This window comes from Alterotamlana spongicola, assembly GCF_035818475.1.
Lineage (GTDB): Bacteria > Bacteroidota > Bacteroidia > Flavobacteriales > Flavobacteriaceae > Cognatitamlana.
Genome location: NZ_JAYMGV010000004.1, coordinates 142618 through 167108 on the forward strand (window position 1 = coordinate 142618; position 24491 = coordinate 167108).

General features: G+C 34.2%; 18 protein-coding genes. 12 read left to right on the forward strand and 6 right to left on the reverse strand.

Translation table 11 applies throughout. From position 1 onward, the window contains the following. Positions 1–4: 4 nt before the first annotated feature. The 6 genes from uraD to allE all read left to right on the forward strand — a co-directional run bounded on the left by uraD (position 5) and on the right by allE (position 6305). Positions 5–874 (forward strand): 2-oxo-4-hydroxy-4-carboxy-5-ureidoimidazoline decarboxylase, encoded by an 870-nt coding sequence (gene uraD, locus VOI54_RS16490; RefSeq protein WP_326284234.1) that lies wholly within the window; start codon positions 5–7, stop codon positions 872–874. A gap of 23 nt (positions 875–897) precedes the next feature. Further along, positions 898–2331, forward strand: a complete 1434-nt coding sequence (locus VOI54_RS16495) for a DUF6986 family protein (protein ID WP_326284236.1) — start codon at positions 898–900, stop codon at positions 2329–2331. A 76-nt stretch (positions 2332–2407) separates the two neighbouring features. Continuing rightward, positions 2408–3130 carry a xanthine dehydrogenase accessory protein XdhC gene (gene xdhC / locus VOI54_RS16500; protein WP_326284237.1) on the forward strand — a complete coding sequence of 241 codons (723 nt, stop codon included), beginning with the start codon at positions 2408–2410 and terminating at the stop codon, positions 3128–3130. Between the two features lie 25 nt (positions 3131–3155). Next, on the forward strand, positions 3156–4268 hold the full coding sequence (locus tag VOI54_RS16505) for a pyridoxal-phosphate-dependent aminotransferase family protein (RefSeq protein WP_326284239.1): 1113 nt from the start codon (positions 3156–3158) through the stop codon (positions 4266–4268). Between the two features lie 22 nt (positions 4269–4290). Beyond that, complete coding sequence (locus VOI54_RS16510; protein ID WP_326284240.1) at positions 4291–5541, forward strand: M20 family metallo-hydrolase; 1251 nt, start codon at positions 4291–4293, stop codon at positions 5539–5541. A 2-nt stretch (positions 5542–5543) separates the two neighbouring features. Then, the gene (allE, locus tag VOI54_RS16515) at positions 5544–6305 is read left to right on the forward strand and encodes a (S)-ureidoglycine aminohydrolase (RefSeq protein WP_326284242.1); all 762 of its coding nucleotides are present in this window, start codon (positions 5544–5546) and stop codon (positions 6303–6305) included. A gap of 470 nt (positions 6306–6775) precedes the next feature. On the opposite strand, the gene VOI54_RS16520 is transcribed toward allE, so the two are convergent. Next, on the reverse strand, positions 6776–9172 hold the full coding sequence (locus tag VOI54_RS16520; protein ID WP_326284244.1) for a glycoside hydrolase family 95 protein: 2397 nt from the start codon (positions 9170–9172) through the stop codon (positions 6776–6778). Between the two features lie 227 nt (positions 9173–9399). On the opposite strand from VOI54_RS16520, the gene VOI54_RS16525 reads away from it, so the two are divergent. The 5 genes from VOI54_RS16525 to VOI54_RS16545 all read left to right on the forward strand — a co-directional run bounded on the left by VOI54_RS16525 (position 9400) and on the right by VOI54_RS16545 (position 18774). After that, positions 9400–12171 carry an NPCBM/NEW2 domain-containing protein gene (locus VOI54_RS16525; protein WP_326284245.1) on the forward strand — a complete coding sequence of 924 codons (2772 nt, stop codon included), beginning with the start codon at positions 9400–9402 and terminating at the stop codon, positions 12169–12171. A 41-nt stretch (positions 12172–12212) separates the two neighbouring features. Beyond that, the gene (locus VOI54_RS16530) at positions 12213–14519 is read left to right on the forward strand and encodes a beta-N-acetylhexosaminidase (protein ID WP_326284247.1); all 2307 of its coding nucleotides are present in this window, start codon (positions 12213–12215) and stop codon (positions 14517–14519) included. 115 nt (positions 14520–14634) lie between these two features. Continuing rightward, complete coding sequence (locus VOI54_RS16535; protein WP_326284248.1) at positions 14635–16113, forward strand: alpha-L-fucosidase; 1479 nt, start codon at positions 14635–14637, stop codon at positions 16111–16113. A 197-nt stretch (positions 16114–16310) separates the two neighbouring features. Continuing rightward, entirely contained in the window at positions 16311–18020 is a 1710-nt protein-coding gene (locus tag VOI54_RS16540) for a helix-turn-helix transcriptional regulator (RefSeq protein WP_326284250.1), read from the forward strand. A 208-nt stretch (positions 18021–18228) separates the two neighbouring features. After that, a complete protein-coding gene (locus tag VOI54_RS16545) occupies positions 18229–18774 on the forward strand; it encodes a hypothetical protein (protein ID WP_326284251.1) in 546 nt (181 codons plus the stop codon). A 577-nt stretch (positions 18775–19351) separates the two neighbouring features. Here the strand turns inward: VOI54_RS16545 and VOI54_RS16550 are convergent. The 5 genes from VOI54_RS16550 to VOI54_RS16570 all read right to left on the reverse strand — a co-directional run bounded on the left by VOI54_RS16550 (position 19352) and on the right by VOI54_RS16570 (position 23173). After that, entirely contained in the window at positions 19352–20317 is a 966-nt protein-coding gene (locus VOI54_RS16550; protein WP_326284253.1) for a D-2-hydroxyacid dehydrogenase, read from the reverse strand. Between the two features lie 69 nt (positions 20318–20386). Next, on the reverse strand, positions 20387–20863 hold the full coding sequence (locus VOI54_RS16555) for a hypothetical protein (RefSeq protein ID WP_326284254.1): 477 nt from the start codon (positions 20861–20863) through the stop codon (positions 20387–20389). 115 nt (positions 20864–20978) lie between these two features. After that, complete coding sequence (locus VOI54_RS16560; RefSeq protein WP_326284256.1) at positions 20979–21620, reverse strand: hypothetical protein; 642 nt, start codon at positions 21618–21620, stop codon at positions 20979–20981. A gap of 134 nt (positions 21621–21754) precedes the next feature. Next, positions 21755–22480 carry a DUF3575 domain-containing protein gene (locus VOI54_RS16565; RefSeq protein WP_326284258.1) on the reverse strand — a complete coding sequence of 242 codons (726 nt, stop codon included), beginning with the start codon at positions 22478–22480 and terminating at the stop codon, positions 21755–21757. An 18-nt stretch (positions 22481–22498) separates the two neighbouring features. Beyond that, the gene (locus tag VOI54_RS16570) at positions 22499–23173 is read right to left on the reverse strand and encodes a hypothetical protein (RefSeq protein ID WP_326284260.1); all 675 of its coding nucleotides are present in this window, start codon (positions 23171–23173) and stop codon (positions 22499–22501) included. A 272-nt stretch (positions 23174–23445) separates the two neighbouring features. Here VOI54_RS16570 and VOI54_RS16575 point away from each other — a divergent pair, with 272 nt between their 5' ends. Further along, entirely contained in the window at positions 23446–23649 is a 204-nt protein-coding gene (locus VOI54_RS16575; RefSeq protein ID WP_326284262.1) for a hypothetical protein, read from the forward strand. Positions 23650–24491: the final 842 nt, after the last annotated feature.

The following is a 24491-nucleotide window of genomic DNA, read 5'->3' on the forward strand; positions in this document are numbered from 1 at the left end:
AATTATGATAACATTAAATCAACTTAATTCATTATCAGAAAAAGAAGCTTTCAAACAATTGGAACAATGCTGTGTTTCAATAAAATGGGTGACAGGAATGGTTAAATCCAGACCTTTTTCTTCAGAACAAGACCTTGTTGATAAAGCGGCTTCAATCTGGTTTAATGACTGCGATGTTAAAGATTTTAAAGAAGCCTTTACCGGGCATCCAAAAATTGGTAATGTAGAAAGTTTAAAAGAAAAATATGCTCATACAGCAACCTGGGCTGGAAATGAGCAAGCTAAGGTTGAAGAGGCCAATATAAAAACTATTGAAGCTTTAGCTAAAGCTAATCAACAATACGAAGATAAGTTCGGCTATATTTTTATTGTTAGTGCAAGTGGTAAATCAGCCGAAGAAATGCTTGCCATTGTAAATTCAAGATTACACCATCAAGTAGAAGATGAAATTTTTGTGGCCATGAATGAGCAACATAAAATTACAGTAATTAGGTTGGCAAAACTTATTGACGAACTACCAGAAAAAACCAATTTAAGCAGTCATATTACAACACATGCTTTAGATACGTCTTTAGGTATTCCAGCAAAGCATATGGTAATTACATTGAAGGGATTACAGGATAACCAATGGAAACCAATAAGTGTAGGTATAACGAATAATGACGGGCGAATTTTAGATGTTTTACCACCTGCAAGATTTTTAATTCCGGGTATTTATACTATGGTATTTAATACGTTAGAGTATTATAAAAAAAATAATCAAAAGGGATTTTATCCTGAGGTAACCGTGCAATTTGAAGTGACTGATAAGAATCATTATCATGTTCCATTAGTAATAAATCCGTTCGGTTATTCAACTTATAGAGGAAGTTAGAATTTAATAATAATAAGAAGAATATGAATATAAGTGTATCAGAATATAAAAAAGAAAGCATTTTTAACGATTTAAAAGAAGCTAACCTTGCATTTAATAAAATATACAAAGGGGATAGAAAAGAAAGACAACCCATACACACTGTATATGGCGGAGCTAATTTGTTTAGATATGATTTAACTCAGCAATTAGGGCAAAAAGCATTAACCACTTTTTTGAAATATGCTCCTAATTTTGTTCAATTCGGAAAGGCATTTCAGTTAAAAGGCAGTGAAAACCTATCCTCTGATGAGTCAATACAATTAATGCAGGTTAAAGAGCTGAATTCGTTTTCTGAAGAAGATTTAAAGAAACATCCGGGGGGATTCTCTTATATCATTTATCAAAAGGTAATTGCAAAACTAAAAAAGGAAGCTATAGAAGATTTTCGAATTGATTTTGAAGATGGCTTTGGAAATCGTACTGATAAAGAAGAAGATGACACCGCTGTTTTTGCAGCAAGAGAAGTAGCAAAAGGGATGGCTGAAAAAACATTGCCTTCTTTTATGGGGATTAGAATTAAACCTTTTACAGAAGAATTAAAAGAACGAGGCTTACGTACTTTGGATCTTTTTTTAACTACACTGCTATCAGAAACAAATGGAAGATTACCAGAGAATTTTGTGGTAATGTTACCTAAAGTTACTATACCAGAACAAATAGAAGCATTGATTGCTTTTTTTGAAGTTATAGAAGAAGCTTTTAATCTTAAACCAGGAGTTTTAAAAATGGAAATGATGGTTGAAACTACACAAGCTGTAATGGATTATAAAGGGACAAATCCTTTATATCGATTTATTCAAGCTAGTAAAGGAAGGTGCATTGCTACTCACTTTGGAACTTATGATTATACAGCTTCAAATAATATTACAGCTAGTTATCAGGATATGGATCATGCAGTTTGTGATTATGCCCATTATACAACCAAGGTAGCTTTAGCGCATACAGGTATTTGGTTATCAGACGGCGCTACCAATACAATGCCAATTGGCCCGCATAGAAATGAAAACATAACTCCAGGCCAAGAGGAAGAGAACAAGCAAGTTGTACATAGAGCTTGGTTAAAAGGCTATAAGCATATCAGGCATTCATTATATAAAGGCATGTATCAAGGTTGGGATTTAAACCCTGCACAATTACCAATGCGATATGCTGCGGTTTATGCCTTCTTTTTAGAAAGCTATGATGACGCTGTATTACGATTAAGAGCTTTTATGGAAAAAGCAGCTCAGGCAACTTTAATAGGCGATACTTTTGACGACGCAGCAACAGGTCAAGGCTTATTAAATTATTTTTTAAAAGCACTCAATAGTGGTGCTATTACAACCGATGAAGTATTAGCAACTGGTTTAACGTTAGAGGAAATTAGGATGCGTTCTTTTTCTAAAATTTTAAAAAACAGAAAAATAAAACAATAAAAAGAGTCAGAATACATCAATTAGCATGTTCAATTGGGTCGAAATATTAAATACGTTCCAACTTAAAAAGGAATCAGTGGCACTTGTAACTGTGACGAAGGTTCTTGGGTCTGCACCATGTAATGTTGCCTCTAGAATGGTAGTCGATAAAAATAAAAGCATATATGGCACTATTGGAGGAGGCAAATTGGAGCACGAAATTATTGAAAAAGCAATCCAAGCAATTAATGAAAATAACGTTATAGAAGTATCATTTACACTAGGGCCTAAATTTGAACAATGTTGTGGAGGAAAAGTAGACTTATTAATAGAACCAATGAATCAGTCACCAGAATTATTTTTATTTGGAGCAGGGCATATAGGGGTTGAGATTTCCAAACTTTTAGAGAAAACGCCTTTTCAAGTTAATTTAATCGATTCCAGAGAAGGCTGGTTTGATTTAATTGAAGTAAGCAAAGAAACATTAACTTCTTCAGTAAATATAACAGACTTTAAAACATTCAGAGATGCAGTTAAGTGGGGAGACAATTGTTATGTATTGGTTATGACCCACGATCATGGTATTGATTTGGATATAATAGCCATGGCTATTCCAAAAAAAACCAAATATCTGGGTTTGATAGGAAGTAAGACCAAATGTTCAAGATTCCACAAAATGCTTGTTGAAGATTTGAATATCAAGGAAGGTATGGAGCATGTTGTGTGTCCGGTAGGTTTAGGTATTGGAGGAAATACTCCTAAAGAAATTGCTATAGATGTTGTTGCCCAACTATTGAAAGAGTATTATAAAAGCAGATAAATTAAAACATTAAATAAAATAACATATGACATATTCATTTAATCCTCAGAAAAGATATTTAATGGGGCCAGGGCCCTCAGATGCCCACCCCAGAGTTTTAAAAGCAATGGCTACGCCTTTAATAGGACATCTAGATCCTCAGTTTGTAAGCATGATGGATGAAGTAAAAGATATGGTGCAAAGAACGTTTATAACTAAAAATGAACTGACCTTTGTAGTGTCTGCTCCAGGTAGTGCAGGAATGGAAACCTGTTTGGTGAATCTTTTAGAGCCAGGAGATGAATGCATAATTTGTATTAATGGGGTGTTTGGAGGACGTATGGTTAATATCGCGGAACGTTGTGGTGTAAAAGTTCATAAAATTAACACGGCATGGGGAAATGTAACTACAACAGATCAAATTAAAGAAGCCTTAAAAAATTGTCCAAAACCAAAATTGGTAGCCTTAGTGCATGCAGAAACTTCAACAGGAGCTTTACAACCCTTGAAAGAAATAAGTGAATTAGTACATGAAGCAAATTCTCTGCTAGTAGTAGATGCAGTAACCTCATGGTGTGGAGTGCCACTTAAGGTAGACGAATGGGGTATTGATGCTATTTATTCAGGAACACAAAAGAACTTAAGTGCACCCCCGGGGTTATCACCGGTTAGCTTTTCACCCAGAGCAGTAAAAGTGTTAGAGCAAAGAAAAACAAAAGTACAAAGTTGGTTCTTAGACTTAAATTTAGTGAAGAACTATTGGGTAGGAGCAAAAAGAGCCTATCACCATACAGCTCCGGTATCTTCAGTGTTTGCTCTCCATGAAGCATTAAACCTTGTTATTGAAGAAGGTTTAGAAAATAGGTGGTCTAGACATCAAGAGGTTTATAGAGTATTAAAGAGTGAATTAGAGAAATTAGGATTTAATTATTTAGTCAATGAAGAAAATAGATTACCAAACTTGAATGCTGTTTACTTACCTGAAGGGATAACGGATGAAGGTGTTTTAAGAAGTAAATTATTAAAAGATTATAACATTGAAATTGGAGGAGGTCTAGGAGATTTTGCAGGGAAGATATGGCGTATAGGTATTATGGGAGAAAGCTGTACTAAAAACCATGTAAACATGCTTATTGGAGCATTGAAAGAGTTATTATAATAGGGGTGTATTGAAATAGTTAATGAAAGTAGAAGTAAAAAGAATAGTTGAGCGTATAGAAAACCTTGGAGGTATTAGTGATGAAAGCCATTGTTTATCTAGGTTTTATGGAACACCAGCACATAAAAGGGCCGGTGATTTGTTAATACAATGGATGGAAAATGCAGGAATGGAAGTATTTAAAGACAGTATAGGGAATATTAGAGGCGTATTGAAAAGTCCTAGGGCAAAAGCAAAGCATTTTGTTATAGGCTCTCATTACGATACAGTTTTTAAAGCGGGGAAATATGATGGGCCTTTAGGAATATTGTTAGGTATAGAAGTCGCCCAAAGAATTTCTGAAAATGCTATTGAATTGCCTTTTCATTTAAACATAGTAGCTTTTGCAGATGAGGAAGGCTCTCGTTTTAATACTGCATATTTAGGAAGTTCTGCATTAGTAGGTGAATTTGATGAGATATGGCTAAATCGGAAGGATGATAATGTTCATACATTGAAAGAAGTTGTTGAAAAAAATGAAGGCAATGTTACTCATATTTTTAAGGAATACATTCCGAAAGAAGATTGGTTAGGATATTTTGAGGTGCATATTGAACAAGGCCCTGTTTTATGCGAAAAAGATTTACCATTATGTTTAGTAAGTAGTATAGCTACTCAAACTAGAGTTAATATTGCTTGGGATGGGGTATGTGGACATGCAGGAACCTATCCAATGCATTTAAGAAGTGATGCACTATGTGCAGCAGCTGAGTTTACCTTAGAAGTTGAAAAGATAGGAAAAGCGTATAATGATAAATTGGTTGCTACAATTGGAAAGCTAAATGTAGAACCTAATATATCTAACGTTATTCCAGGTGTTGTAACCCATAGTCTAGATGTGCGTAGTCCAGATGATTTATTATTAGCAGAGATTACAAAAGAATTAAAATATAAAGCTGAAACTATTGCTAAAAAAAGAGGGCTTAATTACCATTGGGAAATAATGCAGACTAATCCATCAGTTTCATGTGATGCTCAATTAAAAGCAGCTCTAAGTAAAAGTATTAAAAAAGCAAATATAAATAGCCTCCTAGAAATTCCTAGTGGTGCAGGACATGATGCTGTTATGATTTCTAAAGTAGCACCCGTTTCTATGCTTTTTGTACGCTGTAAAGACGGAATAAGTCATAACCCATTAGAATATACAGCACCTGAGGATATAAACGAAGCTTTGAATGTATGTAATAATTTTATAGAGGAAATAATTGAAATATCAAATACAAAAAATAAATAGTTATGAATAAAATAAACCTTACCGCATTATCAAATACAATAGTAGAAAGAGACCATGCAGTTATTACTGGAGATGGATTTGTGAATAGTGTAGTACCCGGATGGACAAATTGTGAGGTTAATGTCGTTATCAATGAAGCTATGGGAGCTAATTTTTGCCAACTCCTTATTACGCTAAATAGTCAGAGTCAGTTGAAAGGAAAGACCCAACATTCACAGATTTTCTTTTACATATTAGAGGGGTCATGTGATTTATATTTAAATCAAAATAAATCAAAATTAAAAAAGGGATCCTATGCTTACGTTTCTATTGATCAGAGTTATACATTTGATAAAGCAGCAGAAGGTACTAGAGTTTTAACTTTTCATAAAAAATATGAACCATTAGAAGGTCATACATCTCCTGAAGTGCTTGTTAATCATGAATCTAATATAGAACAAACTATCTATTGTGAAGATCCGGATTTATTGATGCAAAATCTTTTACCTGATGAAAACGATTTATCATTTGATATGGCAGTAAATATTTTCACTTATAGCCCAGGAGCTAACCTTCCTTTTGTAGAAACACATATTATGGAGCATGGATTGATTTATTTAGAAGGTCAGGGTATATATCGTTTAGCTGATAAATGGTATCCTATTAAAAAAGGGGATAGTATATGGATGGCACCTTATTGTCCACAGTGGTTCGGTGCATTAGGCAAAGAGCCTGCAGTGTATATATATTATAAAAATGTAAACAGGTTTCCAACAGTCATTTAAATAATGATTCTTTAATATTGATAAGAATTAAATCAAATCATTTAAAATAATCTAAAAATCAAGTTCCGAAAAGTTCTTAGATAAATGGAAGCTGCTGTTAAAAAAAGAGTTTCTTCTATAATTAGCTGAGATTTTAGTAAATCAGAAGAGGGGGCCCAATTAAATATTACAGAAAGCAGTATAGATAGACACTTAACAACTCGTGGAAATTAAAACAGGTATTTTTTTGAACCTAAAAATCCATTAAAAGAAGTCAACATATTACTTATATCTAATTGTCCTAACGGCTTAATAGGCTTTCCAATGTATTTAAAAGATCAAAGCATAAAAAAAAGAAATCACGCTTGTATATATCTTCCTAATGATTTCAGAATGAATTATTTCGATTTTTATTGATTACAAAATTAAAGGTTTTATGACTGCTACCTTAAAACTACTAAGGGCTATATTTGTGCACGTTTCATATTAAATTAGAGTATGTCCAATAATTTTTCTTCACCGGATTTCATTTCTAAATGAAATATTTGGCCTTTATAATGAACACTTGTTTTTCCACCACTCTGTGATAGAATTTTTATAGTGGTCGCTTTACCATTTTCCCAGAATATATCAACTATAAAACCACCTCTGGCTTTTAATCCGGTGATATGGCCAGTTGGCCAGTCATGGGGTAATGCAGGTAAAATTTCAATACCATTATTATGTGATTGAAGTAGCATTTCAGCAATACCTGCGGTGGCTCCAAGGTTACCGTCTATTTGAAATATTTTAGGAGGGTGTAAATCTAATAAATTAAGAGCCACTTGCTTTGACAGCAAGCCATTTATACTTTCTAAACTTTTGTCTCCTTCCTGCAATCTGGCAAAAAAATTAACAAACCATGCGCGGCTCCATCCTGTTTGCCCTCCGCCGGAAGCTAAACGTCTTTCTATTGTTTTTACAGCTGCTTCTTTTAACTCAGGCGTATCGTTAGTAATTTGATTGGATGGATATAATCCATAAAGATGGGAGATATGACGATGACCGGGCTCAACTTCTTCATAATCCTCGTACCATTCCATGATCGTACCATTTGCCCCGATCCTTGTTTTTGGTAATTTGGATAATGCGATGTTTAAATCTTTTGTAAGCCCCCCTGATATTTTTAATATGTTTTCTGCTTCAATTGAGGCTTTGAATAAGTCTCTAATTATTTGGATGTCCATAGTGGCCGCTACAGTATTTCTGATGGCTTTACCTGTTGTTGGGTCTATATATGAATTTTCAGGAGAATAAGATGGAGCTGTTACTAATTCTCCTTTTTCATTTTCTTTTAGAAAATCCAACACAAAACGGGAAGCACCTTTAAGCAGGGGGTAGGCCGTTTTCTCAAGATAGTTTTTGTCATTTGTAAATTCATAGTGCCTCCATAGGGTAAGCGTCATCCAGGATCCGGCAATAGGGTAAGAGTAGCCATTGTTTAACTGAGAGGATTTTGTTGAACCACTGGGGTTGGTTCTTCCGAAGATATTCGTTGAATGGTGAGCCATCCAGCCTTCCGAACCTATATATCTTTTGGCAGTTTCTTTTCCCCTGTCGGCTAGCATCGTCATGAAATCAGATAAAGGATCAATGGTTTCTGATAAATTGCAGAGATCAGCTGCCCAATAGTTCATTTGTAAATTAATGTTTAAATGATAATCAGATTCCCATGCTGCCCACATGTCTTTGTTCCATATACCTTGTAGGTTTGCAGGTAATTTAGCCCTGAATGCCGAGCTATTCATCAGTAAATAGCGCCCATATTGAAAAAATACCTGAGTTAGGTAATTATCGTTGTTACCATTTGCTACTTGTTGTAAACGAAGGTTTGTCGGGATCGTATCTTTCGTTATATCACTTATCTTAAATTGAACCCTTTTATACATACTGGAATGCTGATGGATATGTTCTTCTTTAGCTTGTTTATAAGGAACCTTTTTAGCAGCTTGTATTGCTGAATTTGTGATTTGACCGGGGGAGATACTACGGTCGTAATTAAAAAGGTTTATATTATAATCTGTAGCAGCGCTTAATATAATTGTAAATTCATTGGTATTGGATAACAACATGTTCTTGCCTTTAGTCGTAGTATTTTGATCATTACTAAGTCCAATTCTGGCATCAAATTTCATGTGTTTTCCACCTTTTCCCGACCCTCCTTTATTGTCGTCATAGGCATTAATATCATCAAAAATCTGTCCTTTAATATGTAATTGATTGTGTTCTGGAACCTGTTCAATATCTTTTTCCCGTTTAAAAGAGATTTCGGCATTTACAGGAGCATTATCCAGGCTTTTAAAATGATAATACAGAACATCATATTTTGAGGAAATGAATGACTCCCGCAGATAGCGATTACCATTAATTTCATAGGTTACACTTGAAATACCACGGTTTAAATCTAAACTTCGCTTATAATTAGTGGCCTTAGTATTATGATCAAATGTTATAAATAAATCCCCCAATGGCTGGTATGATCGTATAGATGTGGGTTCAACTACTAAATTTTGCATACCATATTTAAGAGCTTCTTCAAATTTACCTTCCAGGTTTAATCTTTGGAACTGTTCATAATGTATTTGAACATTTTCAGGATATGGGTTTTCTGGAGTACCAGCCCAAAGGCTTTCTTCATTGAGTTGTAAATGTTCTCTGTTTATATGGCCATGAATCATGGCCCCCAAACGACCGTTACCAATGGGCAGTGCTTCAAACCAGTCTTTGGCAGGCGTTTTATACCAAAGCCTTTCATCATTTGAAAGTGTAGAAACATTTTTATTTTGCGGCTTGCAGGAAAAAACGTATAGAACAAACAAAAGGAGATAGCCAACTTGTTTAGTATGCATAATATTCAATTTAGTATATACTTTATGGTCTAATTTAGACTTTTTAGGTTAAATATGGAGTAGATTACTATCACAAAGTTGATTGTTCTGTCATTAGTCATTAATTTATTGATTACAATAGGTGGTATTGTCTTCTTTTTTTCATAGTTTTCTGTTCAATTAAGGCTAACTTCTTAAACAGGTAAAAACTATTGAAAACACTAATGAATAATAAGGGGCTTAAAATAATGATATGTCTTTTTTCCATATTAGGAGTAGGTTTAAGTGTTAATGCGCAAACAGCCAAGAATTTTTCGGAAATGGATATAGCATTGGGGCAGCAAACTTATAGTGCTCCTATGTCAAATAAATCGGTTACAGGAGAGCCATTATCCATTGCGGGAGTATCTTATAAAAGCGGGGTAGGTGTACATTCCAAATCTGTCATTAAAATTAAAAATAACGGAGCCCGGGTTTTTACAGCCAAAGTAGGGATTAACGATTCAAAAACAGAGTATAGTGCTAAAACAATTAAGACTATTCCTTTAACAGATGGAAAACGTATTTTTTATAATATAACTAAGACTAAAAAGCAATTTTTAGGTGTTGAAGGAGCTCATGGAAAAATAGATAAAGGTAGTGTGATATTTAAAGTGCTTTACAAAGGGGAAGAGGTTTTTAATAGTGGAATCATGCGCCAGGGAGATAAAGCCAAGACAGTAAATTTAAAGCTTAGCGGAGGCATATTAGAACTAATAGTTGAAGATGCCGGTGATGGTTCCAGTGGAGACCATGCTGTTTGGGCAGATGCAAAGTTTGAATATTTTGAAATAGAACCAATAGTAGTTCAGGGAGATTTTGAAGGAGCGCCTGTAGTCCAAAACCCTAAAATAAAAGAAAAGCTATCAGGACTAATGAATAACCTCCCAATAATTAGTTTGCCTTTAAAAGAACCGGAAAATGATTGGTTAATTAATAACAAAGTATTTAAAGCTCGAGTTTATCAAATAGGTAATGGTAAAGATATTGTGATATCCAATGGTTTAATAGCAAGAGTTTTTCGTTTGAACCCCAATTTAGCAACTATAGATTACATAAATCAAATGACTGGAGAAAGTTTGCTGAGAGCAGTTTCAAATGAAGGTGTATTGATGATAGATGGCAAAAACTATACCTTAGGAGGTTTAAGCAAACAGCCTGAATATGCCTATACCCTGATGAAATGGGTAGATGAGCTGTCTGCTACACCCAATGCCTTTTTAATTGAAGATTTTGAAGTGAAGGCATTGACCGATAGACTCTCATGGAAACGCATGCGTTGGGCTTCCAACAACAACATGCCTACAGGAAAAGAACTTGTGTTTACCTTGGGTAAAGATAATATTAAAGTAAAAGTGCACTATGCGCTTTACGATGGCATTCCTACGTTAAGCAAATGGATAGAAGTGATAAACACATCCGATGTCATGATCCAACTTAATAAATTTAAGTTGGAGCAATTGGCAATGGTAGAAGGGGAGAATTTAGTAGATACACCAAAACATTGGGAGAAACCCAATATTCATATAGAGACCGATTATGCTTTTGGGTCCATGCAACAAAAGACCTCAGATAAAACCACTTATTGGGAAAAAGACAAACGTTATACCTCGCAAACCAACTACCCCCTGAATTTAGAGTGTATGTTGGAGGTAAGACTACCGCTGGGGCCTGATACTGCAATTGACGTTGGGAAATCCTTAACCACGTTTAGAGTTTGGGAAACTCCTTTTGATAGTTTTAATAAAGAGCGAAAGGGATTGTTTAAAAGAAAACTATACCGTACCATATCACCCTGGGCAACAGAAAACCCTATGTTTTTACATTTAACGTCTTCTGACCCTAAAGTTATCAAAAGCGCTGTAGATCAGTGTGCCGAAACAGGATACGAAATGATTATTTTAAGTTTTGGCAGTGGCCTGAATATGGAAAACGAAAACGAAGCCTACTATGAAAAATATAAAGAATTAAGAGAATATGCCAATGCAAAAGGAGTTGAGTTAGGGGGATATTCGTTATTGTCTAGTCGTTGGATTAGTGAAGAAGTAGATGTCATTAACCCTAAAACAGGGAAACGGGGAGGAATGATTTTTGGCTCATCACCTTGTTTGAGTAGTGAATGGGGGTATGATTATTTTAGAAAAATTAAAACATTTTTTGCCAAAACCGGGATGCAGGTTTTTGAAAATGACGGTTCTTATCCAGGTAATGTATGTGCGTCAACAACACACGCCCATCATAATGGTTTGGAAGATTCTCAATGGAAACAATATGCACAAATTCAAGGCTTGTATAAATGGATGCGTTCAGAAGGGATTTATATGAATATTCCTGATTTTTACATCAATTCAGGATCTAACAAAACAGGGATTGGCTATAGGGAAGTTAATTGGTCCTTGCCCAGAGATCGCCAATTAATTTTAGGGCGCCAAAATATGTATGATGGGTTATGGAACCATATACCAAGTATGACATGGACCTTTGTCCCTCTAACACAATATCATGGAGGTGGAGCAGCAGCAACTATGGAGCCTTTAAAAGATCACCTGGTGGATTATGAAAATCATATGATGCAAAATTATGGATTTGGGGTACAAGCTTGTTACAGAGGCCCTAGGTTATACGATAGCCCTGAAACAAAAAAACTAGTTATAAAAGTGGTGAAGTGGTATAAAAAATATCGCAATATATTGAATAGTGATATTATCCATTTAAAAAGGCCATCGGGAAAAGACTGGGATGGATTTTTACACACAAACCCAAATTTAAAAGAAAAAGGCCTGGCTATGCTTTTTAACCCAACAGATAAAGACATTGTTAGGGAGGTAAAGCTACCGTTGTATTATACCGGATTGACTAATACAGCATCTGTTAGAATAAAAGAAGAGGCTCCAAAAACATATAGTTTGGCAAGAGACTATACAATTAATATTAAAGTAACTATTCCGGCAAACTCCTATACCTGGTTAGTTATAGAATAAAATTTAAAAATGTTAACACCTTAAATATAAATATCAGAAAAATGATGAAAACTTCACATTACCTTTACCTCTGCGCCTTTTTAATATTTATGTCCTGCGGACAGAAAGAAATTAAACAAGGTACTACCAATATTATTCCCAAACCAGCTGAACTAACCAGAGGTCAAGGCTACTTCGAAATCAACAAGAACACTACCGTTTCGGTAGAAGACGGAGTACAGGCAAAAACAGTCAATTTATTTTTCAAAGAATTTGAAGCTGTATCCGGTTGGACACCACAGGTGAATGTAGGAGCTCATGGAGATATCACCTTTACTACAGATTCCAGTATGGAAGAAGAAGCTTATACACTTGATGTTACTACAACAAATATTGTAATTAAGGCAGCATCTGGAGCTGGTTTTTTCTATGCTTTACAAACTCTTAAGCAAATGTTACCCCCATCCTTTTACAGTGGCGAGTTACAAGCAAATGTGGTGTGGGGGGTACCTGCTGTAAACATTAAAGATAAGCCTGCCTTTGGATGGAGGGGTTATATGCTGGATGTATCCCGCCACTTTTTTGATGCCGAAAGCGTAAAAAACGTAATAGACTTTATGGCAGCACAAAAACTCAACCGTTTTCATTGGCATTTGGCAGATGATCAGGGTTGGAGGTTGGAAATAAAAAGCTATCCTAAACTAACTGAAATAGGTGCATGGCGCATGGATTACAATACTACTGATGAGAATATATCATTTTGGTTTGGACGCCCTAAGCAAAAACCAGGAGAAAAGCCCACTTATGGAGGCTTCTATACCCAGGAAGAGGTAAAAGACATTGTAGCCTATGCCAGGGAGCGCTTTATAGAAATCATTCCCGAAATAGATATGCCCGGACATGCACAAGCCACCATTGCGGCCTATCCTGAAATAGGTTGTGTTAATGCGGAACCGTATGTGGCTACAGGAGGTGTAGTGAAAAACAATACATATAATCCCGGTAAAGAAGAGACGTTTGAATTTGCTGAAAAAATGCTCAATGAAGTTATGGATTTATTCCCTTATAAATATGTGCATATAGGAGGAGACGAATGTAACAAAAGTCAGTGGGGGGTTGACCCTGATGCACAACGCAGAATCAAAGAAGAAGGGCTTAAGGATGTATATGAGTTACAGAGCTATTTTATCAAGCGCATTGAAAAAATCATTAATGCCAGGGGACGTGCTATGATAGGCTGGGACGAAATTTTGGAAGGCGGACTAGCCCCTAATGCTACCGTAATGAGTTGGAGAGGGGAATCGGGAGGTATAAAATCAGCAAAGGCAGGCCATGAAGTTATCATGACACCTAACAGTTATTGCTATATAGACTTGAAGCAAGGTCATGACGATTTAGAACCAAATCTCGGTTACGGACGATTATTACTCTCTAAATCCTACAGCTATCAGGTTATCCCAAAAGACCTTTCCGAAGAAGAAGGCAAACTCATTAAAGGTATTCAAGCCAATATGTGGACAGAATCTATAAGCGATTGGAGTAAACTGACCTATATGACCTTCCCAAGGCTTTATGCTATTTCAGAAAGTGGTTGGACGGCCCATGAAAATAAAGATTGGAATGATTTTACAAACCGGCTGGAAAGTCAATTTAAAAAGCTTGATGCTCAGAAAGTGCGTTATGCTGTGAGTGCATTTAGCCCATGGATAGACCACAAAAGCAAGGGGGAAGCAATAGAAATTACCTTAAAAACAGAAGTAAACGGACTTGACATCCATTATACATTAGATGGCTCAGAACCTACAACGGCTTCAGCCAAGTATGATGGGCCTTTCACTGTTAGTGAAACCAAAACCGTAAAAGCACATGCCTTTAAAAATGGAGAGAAAGTGGGGTATTTGTCCGCTCTGGAATACCCGGTACACAAGGCAGCAGGGGTTACTGAAGGAAGCCTCGGCGTGGAACGACTTACTGATCTTAATTATGCAAGTATGAATAATGGTGATTCTAATTGGATGCAGTTTAACGCTGGAGCAGAGGTCGATATAGAATTTGATGAATTGACAGAGGTAAAAGAAGTAAAACTCAATGCGCTCCGGTGGACTATTTCCGGTGTGTATTTCCCTGAGGTAGTGGAAGTGTTCGGCTCAAAAGATGGTATGACTTTTACTAAACTAGGTGAACATGACCAAACAGAGGAGAGTCATATTCAAGGGCGCAATAAGCTAAAATACACTATAACATTTAATCCAACAGAGATAAAGGTACTTCGTATAAAAGCTAAAGAAGTAAGTCCTATACCTGAATGGCATCATCAGGGAGGCAGAAAACATGCCGTTATTAAGATTGATGAAATTGTAGTAAATTGATAGCCAGGTAAAAGTGGTTATTATCGATTGGCATACCTCTCACAGGAACCCAATGACAATGGAGATACCCCAAAAAGAAGTGTTGAAGCAGATAAAATATTCAATAATTAATTATATGAAAGGAAAAAAGATTAGAATGCCAATAATATTATTGATAATATTTGTTGGAGGAATTCACGTGAGTGCCCAACAATATGAGGCCAATTGGAAGTCATTGGACAAACGTCCGGTGGCAGATTGGTTTGAAGATGCTAAACTGGGAATTTTTATCCATTGGGGGCCATATTCTGTACCGGCATGGTCACCTAAAGGTACCTACTCAGAGTGGTACCAGTTTTGGATGCAGAGTAGAAGTCTTTTCGGAAATGGAAACTTTAAAGGCGATGAAGTATGGCAATACCACAAAGAAACGTATGGGCCTCACTTTAGCTATTACAATTTTGGTGAGTTATTTAAGGCTGATTTATTTAATGCTGATGAATGGGCGGCATTATTTGAAGAGGCCGGAGCTAAGTATATTGTGCTTACCTCGAAGCACCATGATGGTTTTACACTTTGGCCAAACGAGCAGGCCAACGATAGAGGTTTTGCTTGGAATAGTATTGAGGTTGGTTCCAAAAGAGACTTAGTAGGGGAACTTAATACAGCAGTAAAAAAGACCTCAGTAAAAATGGGATTATATTACTCCCTTTATGAATGGTACCATCCCTGGTGGAAAAAGGATAAAGCACGTTTTGTTGATGAACATATGCACCCACAATTTAAAGACCTTGTACAAAAATATGAGCCCCACCTTATCTGGAGTGATGGCGAATGGGACATGGAAGCCGAAAAGTGGAAATCAAAGGAATTACTTGCTTGGTTATTTAATGAATCCAAGGTAAAAGATGACGTTGTGATTAACGACCGTTGGGGTAAAGGCGTCCGTTTTAATCACGGAGGCTATTACACTTCAGAATATGGTGGAGATAAAGTCTATAATAAACCTTGGGAAGAATGTCGTGGTATGGGTTTCTCATTTGGTTATAATCAAAACGAAGATGCCTATGATTATGCTAAACCTCGAACACTTGTATTAATGCTTGTAGATATTGTAAGTAATGGAGGTAACCTATTATTAGATATAGGGCCCGATAGCCGAGGAACTATTCCACCTATTATGCAATTACGTCTTAAAGAATTAGGAGCATGGCTTAAAGTAAATGGAGAAGCCATCTACGGTACCCGGAAATGGAAACAGCCTGTACAATGGTCTGAAGGCGATCAGAAGTTTGAAAAAACAACGCACTATTTGGGAAGTGATTATATTTTAAAACAAACCGTAAATCCGGAACCAGGTAAGGCTGTTAAAGAACTGTTTTTTACAAAAAAAAGAAATGATATATATGCGATTGCCCCCAAATTTCCTAAAGGGCAGTTGATCATAAAAGATGTAAAGCCATCAAAAAATACTAAAGTAACCCTATTAGGGCGTAAAGGCAATTTATCATACACATACAAAGGCAGTAAACTCATAGTCAGCATACCTTCATTGACGTATGATGAATTGCCTTGCCAACACGCATGGAGCTTTAAAATATCAAATGTGGAGTAGTAAATTTAAAGACCATAAAAGGGTAAGTACAAAACCAAGAAAAGGGTGAAATTTAATTGTTAGTAGATGATTTGAAGCAGCTATTCCCTTTTTAGCAGAGGTAGGTATTATTCATGTTATTGAACCTTTAGATGCATATAAATGCTTTCTTGCCAATATCTTGTATATTTGGATTAGACACTTTATAGCTACTGACTTTGAAAAAAATTAAATTTTTTCTTTTTTGGATTGTTTTAACTTTTATTATCAATAGTAATGCACAAGAGGTGCTAACGAGTGAAGAAGCACTTGAACGGCATAAATACATTGAAAAATTAATTAAGAATATAGACGCTGAGAAGGAACCGCAGAAGTATTTTTCAATGCATTTTAATGCACTAGATCTAATTCCATTAATTGAAAATAACCGGGCTTATATATTAGACTTTTACCACCATAGAGGATATAAATTTAGGTTGTTAGACCACCCACAAGAGTCTTTAAATATGTATAAAGCATTTTTTGATCATTATGAAAAAAGCGCCCCTTATTTAACACCCGAAATAAAGTATGAATATTTAAGAAAAAGATCTTTTGATTATCGTGGTTTAGCTTTAGCATATGAGAAGCTAGGGCATTTGGATAGTGCAGTGATGGAGCATAAAAAGAATTTGAAGTTTACAGATCATATGAAAACAATTTGGAAGCCATCAGCAATTAACGATTATGGTATATTTTTGTATGGTAGTTTAAAAGATAGAGACTCTGCTTTATTGTGCTTTAAGAAGGCTTATAAAATTACAGAGAGAGATTTTCCCAGGCATTTTTTATTTGGTAGCATAAGAGATAATATTGCCAACATATATATCGAACAAGGTAAGTTGCATGAGGCAAAGGTTTTGTATTTAGATAATTTTACTTTTTACCAAAAAGTACCTAACTATATGGGAATAGATTATCGAATACTTATAAGTACAGGAGTCAAGCTTATAAAAGTGAATCTAGAACTTAATTTTTTAAATGAAGCAAAACAAATATTTACGAAATTAGAAAATTTAGAGAACAACGAAGGCTTCCGTTTTTCTTCTTATCCTGAATCTAAGTTGAAATTCTTACAGGCGAAAGAGTTATTGCTGTCATTTCAAAACCAAACCAAGCAAGCATATACTGTTTCAAAAAAGGTAAAACAGCTTTCAGACAGTATTAATGAGGCAGATTTTTTAATGAGAAACACAATGAATTCTGCTGTTAATGATCTTGTTTTGGAACGTTTTAGAAAGAATCATAATTTGGAGAAAGCTCAAAAAGAAAGCGAAATTAAGAACCAAAAGCTAAAATCGTGGATTATTACTTTAGTATTCTCTACAGTTCTAATTCTGATGTCATCCTTATTGTTATGGAGGCGACAACATATTATAAATGCAAAGAGTAAACAATTATTAGCAGAACAAGCGCTTGAATTCTCTGCATTAAAAAATGAGAAGCTTAGTTCTGAAATAGAATCCAAAAAAAGGGATCTCTCAGATTTTGCACTTAATTTGTCTCAGAGCCAAGAGTGGGCTAAATCGCTATCAAAAAAGTTAAGTGATTTGAAGCAAACTACTGGACGTGCCAGAAAAAAAATGCTTGACGATTTTGAGCAAGAATTACATAATAAAATTTCTTTCGACCAAAACACGCAAGAGTTTTATAATCGTTTGGATGAATTAAGTCATTCATTTTATAAACAATTGAAACAAGATTTTCCAAAGCTTTCAAAAACGGAGGTTAGATTATGTTCATTAATACGGTTGATGATAGATAGTCATGAAATTGCAACGCTTCAAAACATATCGCTGTCTTCTCTAAATACAAGTCGTTACCGCCTGAGAAAGAAATTAAACCTTTCTAAAAACCAAAATTTAGACGATTTTATTCAAAATTTGTAAGCAGGCTTTATATGCTTATTTTTTAAATTATACACAACGTTGAAACCATTTTGTCTATCATTTGTCTATAGTCGAAATTGTGGTTTTTCAGGGTTTTACTGTTACTTTAGATAATGAGTTGATCATCACAAATCATTATTGTATTGTGGATTAACATTCCTAAAATTAATAGCACTTTACCTGAATAAGCAACTTTAAAGATTTCAACATGAAAAAGTTTATCATTGGTTTATTTATTTTAGGATTAACCAACCTAATGTACTCACAAAATTATAGCATTGAATATAGGATGAGTGATATAATCCCTGTTAATTATAAGGAGGATATAAAAAATAATTTAGGGTATCTGAGAAGTTCAGAAAATTATAATATGGCAAAGCGTGCCATTAAGCTAAAAGAAATAGTAGCAAATTTTAATATTCAAGAGCTGGATATTTATAAGCCACTATCAGCATCCTCTAAGGTTTCTTTTCTTTATGAAGTTGTATTTAAGGAAGGTGCCAATAAAATTATAGCAACATATAATCAAAAAGGACAAATTATACATGCTCAGGAAGAGTTTTATAATATGCCAATTCCTCGACAAGTAAGTATAGCTCTGTCCAAAAAATTCCCTGGATGGGCATATACTAGAACGAGTTGTAAAGTAAACTATTCTAAAAACTCAGATTTACAAATTTCATATAAGATTCAATTAAAGAATGGTAAAACTTTAAAAAATCTTAAAATTGATTCTAAAGGCAATCTCATATAACTAAATATACGGATTCTGTTGCAACGGTCTAAACTGGTTTTATCATCCTATCAAGAAAAACTATTCATTTATCATTAGTATCAAAAAACATGCTTAAAGGCATTGGTTGTAATTCCTTTATTTACAAAAAGTAGATAGCTCTTATTAGGATTCATAGATAAAACCCGTTGTAGAATCATCCATAGGAATATTTCATTTAAGAATGCGCTGTAAATTAATACATCAAATTGATTTTGCTTCTTTTTCGGTAGATAATACCAAAAAACAAAACTTACAGAAACTAGACATTTTTGCATGACCATAACTTTTTATTAAGGTGTAAATGATCAGACTTCCTAAATACTTGACAAAAACTTAACAAGCCCTAATTATCTCTTTTCTTTAAACAAATACTTAAGTTAAAATGCTTTACTTGTATAAGGTCAATGAAGGAACACATTTACTATTAGCTACAATCTTAAATGGATAAGGCGTCAATTTTTGAATCAAAATCCATTAATCATGAGGTTTAAAAAGGAAAGGCAGAAATATTTCTAAACCCAAATATGTAAGAGATTGATTTTAAGTAAGATAAAATTTATAAACTTACAGAGTTTATGGGGTTACCTTTTAAAAAGGCATCTAAATTTTGAATTGCAATATCCATAAGTCGTATTCTGGCTTCTTTAGGAGCCCAGGCAATGTGTGGAGTGATAATGCAGTTCTTTGCATTTAATAACGGGTTTTCCGGATTTATGGGCTCAATAGACGCCACGTCTATAGCTGCCCCAGAAACCTTACCGGAGTTCAAAGCATTCTTTAGGTCTTCTTCAACAACTAAAGGACCTCTGGAAGTATTAATTATCATTACACCATCTTTCATTTTATCAATATTTTTTTTATTAATAATGCCTTTAGTTGCTTCAAATAATGGGCAATGCAGGCTAATAATATCAGAAGATTTAAATAGTTCGTCTAAAGAAACATATTTACAAGACTCAGATTCCAATTCAGGTTTTACGGTTCTGCTATGGGTTATGATATGTAATCCAAAGGCCTGGGCTATTTTGGCTGTTGCCTGTCCAATACTACCAAAACCTATAATCCCCATAGTTTTACCGGCTAGCTCTATTAAAGGGTAATTCCAAAAACAAAAGTCTGGACTTTTAGACCATTCTCCGTTTTGTACTGCTAAATTATGATCCCCAACATGATGACACATTTCCAATAATAAAGCCATTGTAAACTGAGCCACAGCGGTTGTACTGTATGAAGGAATATTAGTAACTATTATATTGTGCTTTTTTGCAGATTCAATGTCAACAACATTATATCCCGTAGCTAAAACACCTATATATTTTATACTGGGAGCCTTTTCTATAACTTCTTTGGGTAAGGGAGTTTTGTTAGTAAATACAACCTCTGCATCAGCAATATGTTTTAAAATTTCATGGTTATCAAATTTAGTACGTTCATAAACCACAAGCTCTCCAAAGGTTTTAATCCCTTTCCAGTTTAGGTCTCCCGGGTTAAGTGTATAACCATCTAAAACTACTATCTTCATATGTTTATTTTAATGATAAACGCTAAATATAGTATATAAAAAGAATAATTGATATAGGCTTTTCTAAAACTATTCTACCCTTATATAGTTTTCAGCAAAAATAGGATGCCCTTCTGTATCAAAGCGTATTTGACTAAATTTGTCCTTCTCTAGGTTATATTTGAATTCATATATAGAAGTACCATCATCAGCAACATTCATGCTTTTTGAACCATACTCAAGTGTTTCTGTTAGTAGACTGTCTGATAGCACATAATTTCCATATCCAAACCATTCGGTTAAATCAGCAGAATTATTTCTACACCACATAACTTTTGTGGGTGTAAAAATTTTGATGTGCTTATTGGCTGCAGAAGATTGAAAGCTATCAATAACTTTACCTTCTTCTCTATAATTATAAAAGCTTGTACGTTCCCAGGTCCCAATAATACTAAGGGAGGGGGGATCTATGTTTTTTACTGCAATCTCCTTTTTTTCTTCTTTTGCTTCATTACAGGAAAATACAATTATAAGGAGGGGGGCCAGCAAGAATAAATTAGTTTTCATATTCAGTAAGTTTTTTGATTTACAACAATTTACAAAAAATATTACAAAATATGACTATTCCGGACTTCTAGAATGTGAATAGAAACCAAGGTTAAAATATAGTATGTATTCCTTATTAGTCTCCTAAAGAAAATACCAGACCGGCACTAACACCGGCTATTAAGGTTGTGGTTCCTGTACTGATTCCTGAAGAAACTTCACCTGAGCCTCCGCCAATATATACTCCGGCCCACTCAATGGGCAATAATAAGTTGCCTTGAAAATTTAATCCAACGGCTTTACTCAACATAATGTTAACCCCAGCTTTGACGGAAAAAGAAAATTTAGTTTCATTTTCTAAGCCTCTGTCAATTAAATCAAAGTTTTCATTTTTTGGAGTCAGGAATACCAGTCCTAATCCACCACCTGCAAATGGCCTTACCTTATCATAACTAAAATATTTAGATGTTCCTATAAAGATCCAATCTGCACTAAGGTCTGAAAGCCTTGATTTTATTGGGCTTAAATTGATATCTCTTATATTCAGTTGTGAGCTGTGATGAAAATATGTTAATTCTCCAATCAAACCGGAATGTAATTCAACACCTATGGTGAGGCCAAATTGATCGCTGTCATCAAATTGAATATAATTTCTACCGTAATTAGACTTTGTACCAAACTGAAACCCGTATGATGGCGTAATTTCTATGGTTTGGGCCCATGTAGAAAGCAATGGCATGAATACTAAAAAGAAAACAAAAAATTTAACTGGTCTCATAGCTGTTTTTTTTTGGTTAAAATGTAATGGAAAGTATAATATTTTAATAATTAGGTTTGTAAAAAGTGATTTATCACCTTATGGTTAAATATAGCAAATTTCAACTTTACATATGCATCTTAGAATTTTAGCTTTTAAAATGAATACCCTACTGTAATACCATATCTGAATGAAATAGCAGAGAAATTTGATTTTAAATTAACTTCTTTAAATTCAAAATCGCCATCAATGAAATCAAAAATGCTATAATTGCTTAGCGCTTCATTTAAGTCTTCATAAAATTCCGGTGGCAGCGATTTTTTTTGAGTAAGTTTAAAGTTATATCGACCTCCTCCCGGACCTGCTATTAAGAAATCTATAGTAAAACGATTGGCTATCCTTAGTTTGTAACCTACCATAAGGCCTATAGAGGTGATATTGAATTTAGCATCATATTCTACATCATAGTCTGTTTTATTTTCATTAATAAAGGTACCGTCTAAATCTGATTTAAAGTCTGAATATTTTACATAAGCCCCAAGGTAAAACCCATCCATTTTATTAATCATGGTTTTTTTCAGGTAATAACGAAATTCAGGGATCAATTTAAGCCCGGAATACGTGAAATCATTAGTTTTTATACTACCAGAATTGAGTCCTCTAAAACGAATTAAGCCTTTCTCTGATTTATAGCCAACACTCAATGCTAAAGTCATGTGTTTAGCCAAAAATCGTTCATATCTTAACAAAGACGTACCATTAGCCAAATCAGTAACAACAACTCCTATCTCATTCTTATAAACTTGATTTTCCGTTTTTTCTTGCGAAAAAACGCTAAAACAAAAAAGAAACAGTGTGATTATAATTATTGATTTAAACATAATCAGGTGTTTTAAACGTTATTTTTCTTTAAGGCTTTTAGAAATAGCTTTAGCATAATTCTTTGCCAAATTATGTGCCGTTTCCACGTTATCAATCTTTGAAGTTATCCTGGCAACCAATTGCTCTTTTTCCGGTAAATCTAAATTGTAGGCCACAGTTTCCAATACATAAACCTTTGTTGTTAGGGTTTCCATAGTACTTGGTTCATAAACCCCTTTAAATTCTGGAGTAGCAATTGGACCTGAGTAAAAACCATAGAATCCAATAAGATTAGAATTTGAATATGCTGATAATGAGGCTCCGGATTCATGGCCACCAGAAACCAAAGTTTTTGAAAGATTCTCAACACCAATTACAGAGCTTACCACAATAGCGTTGAAACCTTCATTTTTAAACTTGGCTATAATCTCCTTGATCTCTTTTTTACTCAATGAATCATTTGGCTTTAGTTCCGGGAATTGCTTAAAACTTTCTATGGCATTCAGTTTATTTGACCTTAACTGTTTAGCAATTTGATATTCATAAGTTTCTCTAACATTTTGTTTAGCAGTTCTCCCTATAACCAAGATATTCTTTGATTCTAAAGTTTCAACATGATCTGCAGTCCAGGAATTAATAACTTTTATACTTGAACAACCAAAAAAGGAAAAGGTTAAACAGAGTAATATTAGTTTAAGTATTGTTGTATTCATCTTTTGAATAATTGGGCATTCTTTGTTTAGCATTTTTTGCAATATTTTTTATTTTTTGGATTAATGTGAAGCAATTTGCGTATTGAATAATTAATAAACAAAGATAAATTAAACTGGTTATAAAACTAACTTCAAGTTCAATAATCTAGATAGTTATTTTCCATATTTAATTAAGGAGCTTATGGTTAAAAAAGACATATGAGGTTATAATTAAAACAAATGGTGTTTAGCTAATGAGGGGGCCGAGATATATCTGTTATTAAACTAATTTATTGTATAAAAGTGCTTATAAAAATAAAACTTTACTTTTTGATTTAGATATGGACCCTTTAGAACGTTATGATATAGCCAATGAACACCCGAAATTAATTGCAGAGTTGGAACAAGCCTATAAAACATGGGATTCTAAAAATTTAGAGCCGGGTTGGTTTGATCCGCATGCTGAAAATGTTTTAAAAGAAGAGAAAAGACTTTAGAATATGATTAAAAAATCATTGCACCCTAATAAACGGTAATTTGCAGGCAAAAGAAAATGGATTATATCAAAACTTAAATAAATAAATAAATTGATTGAAGGGAGGCTGTTTTTACTGTGGCGGATGACAAAAAATGTAGAATTGTAAAGTCTTAGTTAAGGAAAGTATAGGAGAGTTAATCGGTGAAATACATGAGCATCATAATAAGAAAACGTTTAGCTTTATTGATACTCGTTCATTTCAAAGCAATTAATGTAGCAATAAGAATTATAGTAAATCATACTTACAATCTCAAAATATAAACATTTTTCTATAAATCAAATTGAAATCTATGAAGAGGTTTAAAAGTAAGAGAATTATCAACGATACTGTCGTCAAAAAACAAAACCCTTGTAATTCAACTAATTACAAGGGTTTTTACTGAGAAACTATCCAAAAATAATCTTCTCTAGGTTTTATAGAACCAACCAGGCGCCTGAAATTTTAGTGACTCCGAATAGGAAAACTTTATCAATTAAGAGCATATATGACAAGATTATGGCGTTTGTTTTGATTCTTTTTTCAAGTTCATAACTTATAGAAAAACCCAGTCGACTTTCAAAAATAGAGCAGATATAATTAATAAAAATAAAATGACTTGTATAAAAGGTGTAGATCGATTAACATAATCGTTTGGTTCTAATAATTGATATGAATTTAAGGGAGGGAAAATAAAAAATCTGAAAATTAAGTTCAACGCTTTTTGAATAACCGTGAGGTGATTCCGGTAACGTACAATAAACTTCTTCTATATACAAATATGATGTGTAATGATTTCTTTAAATAAGCAGAGGTTACAATGT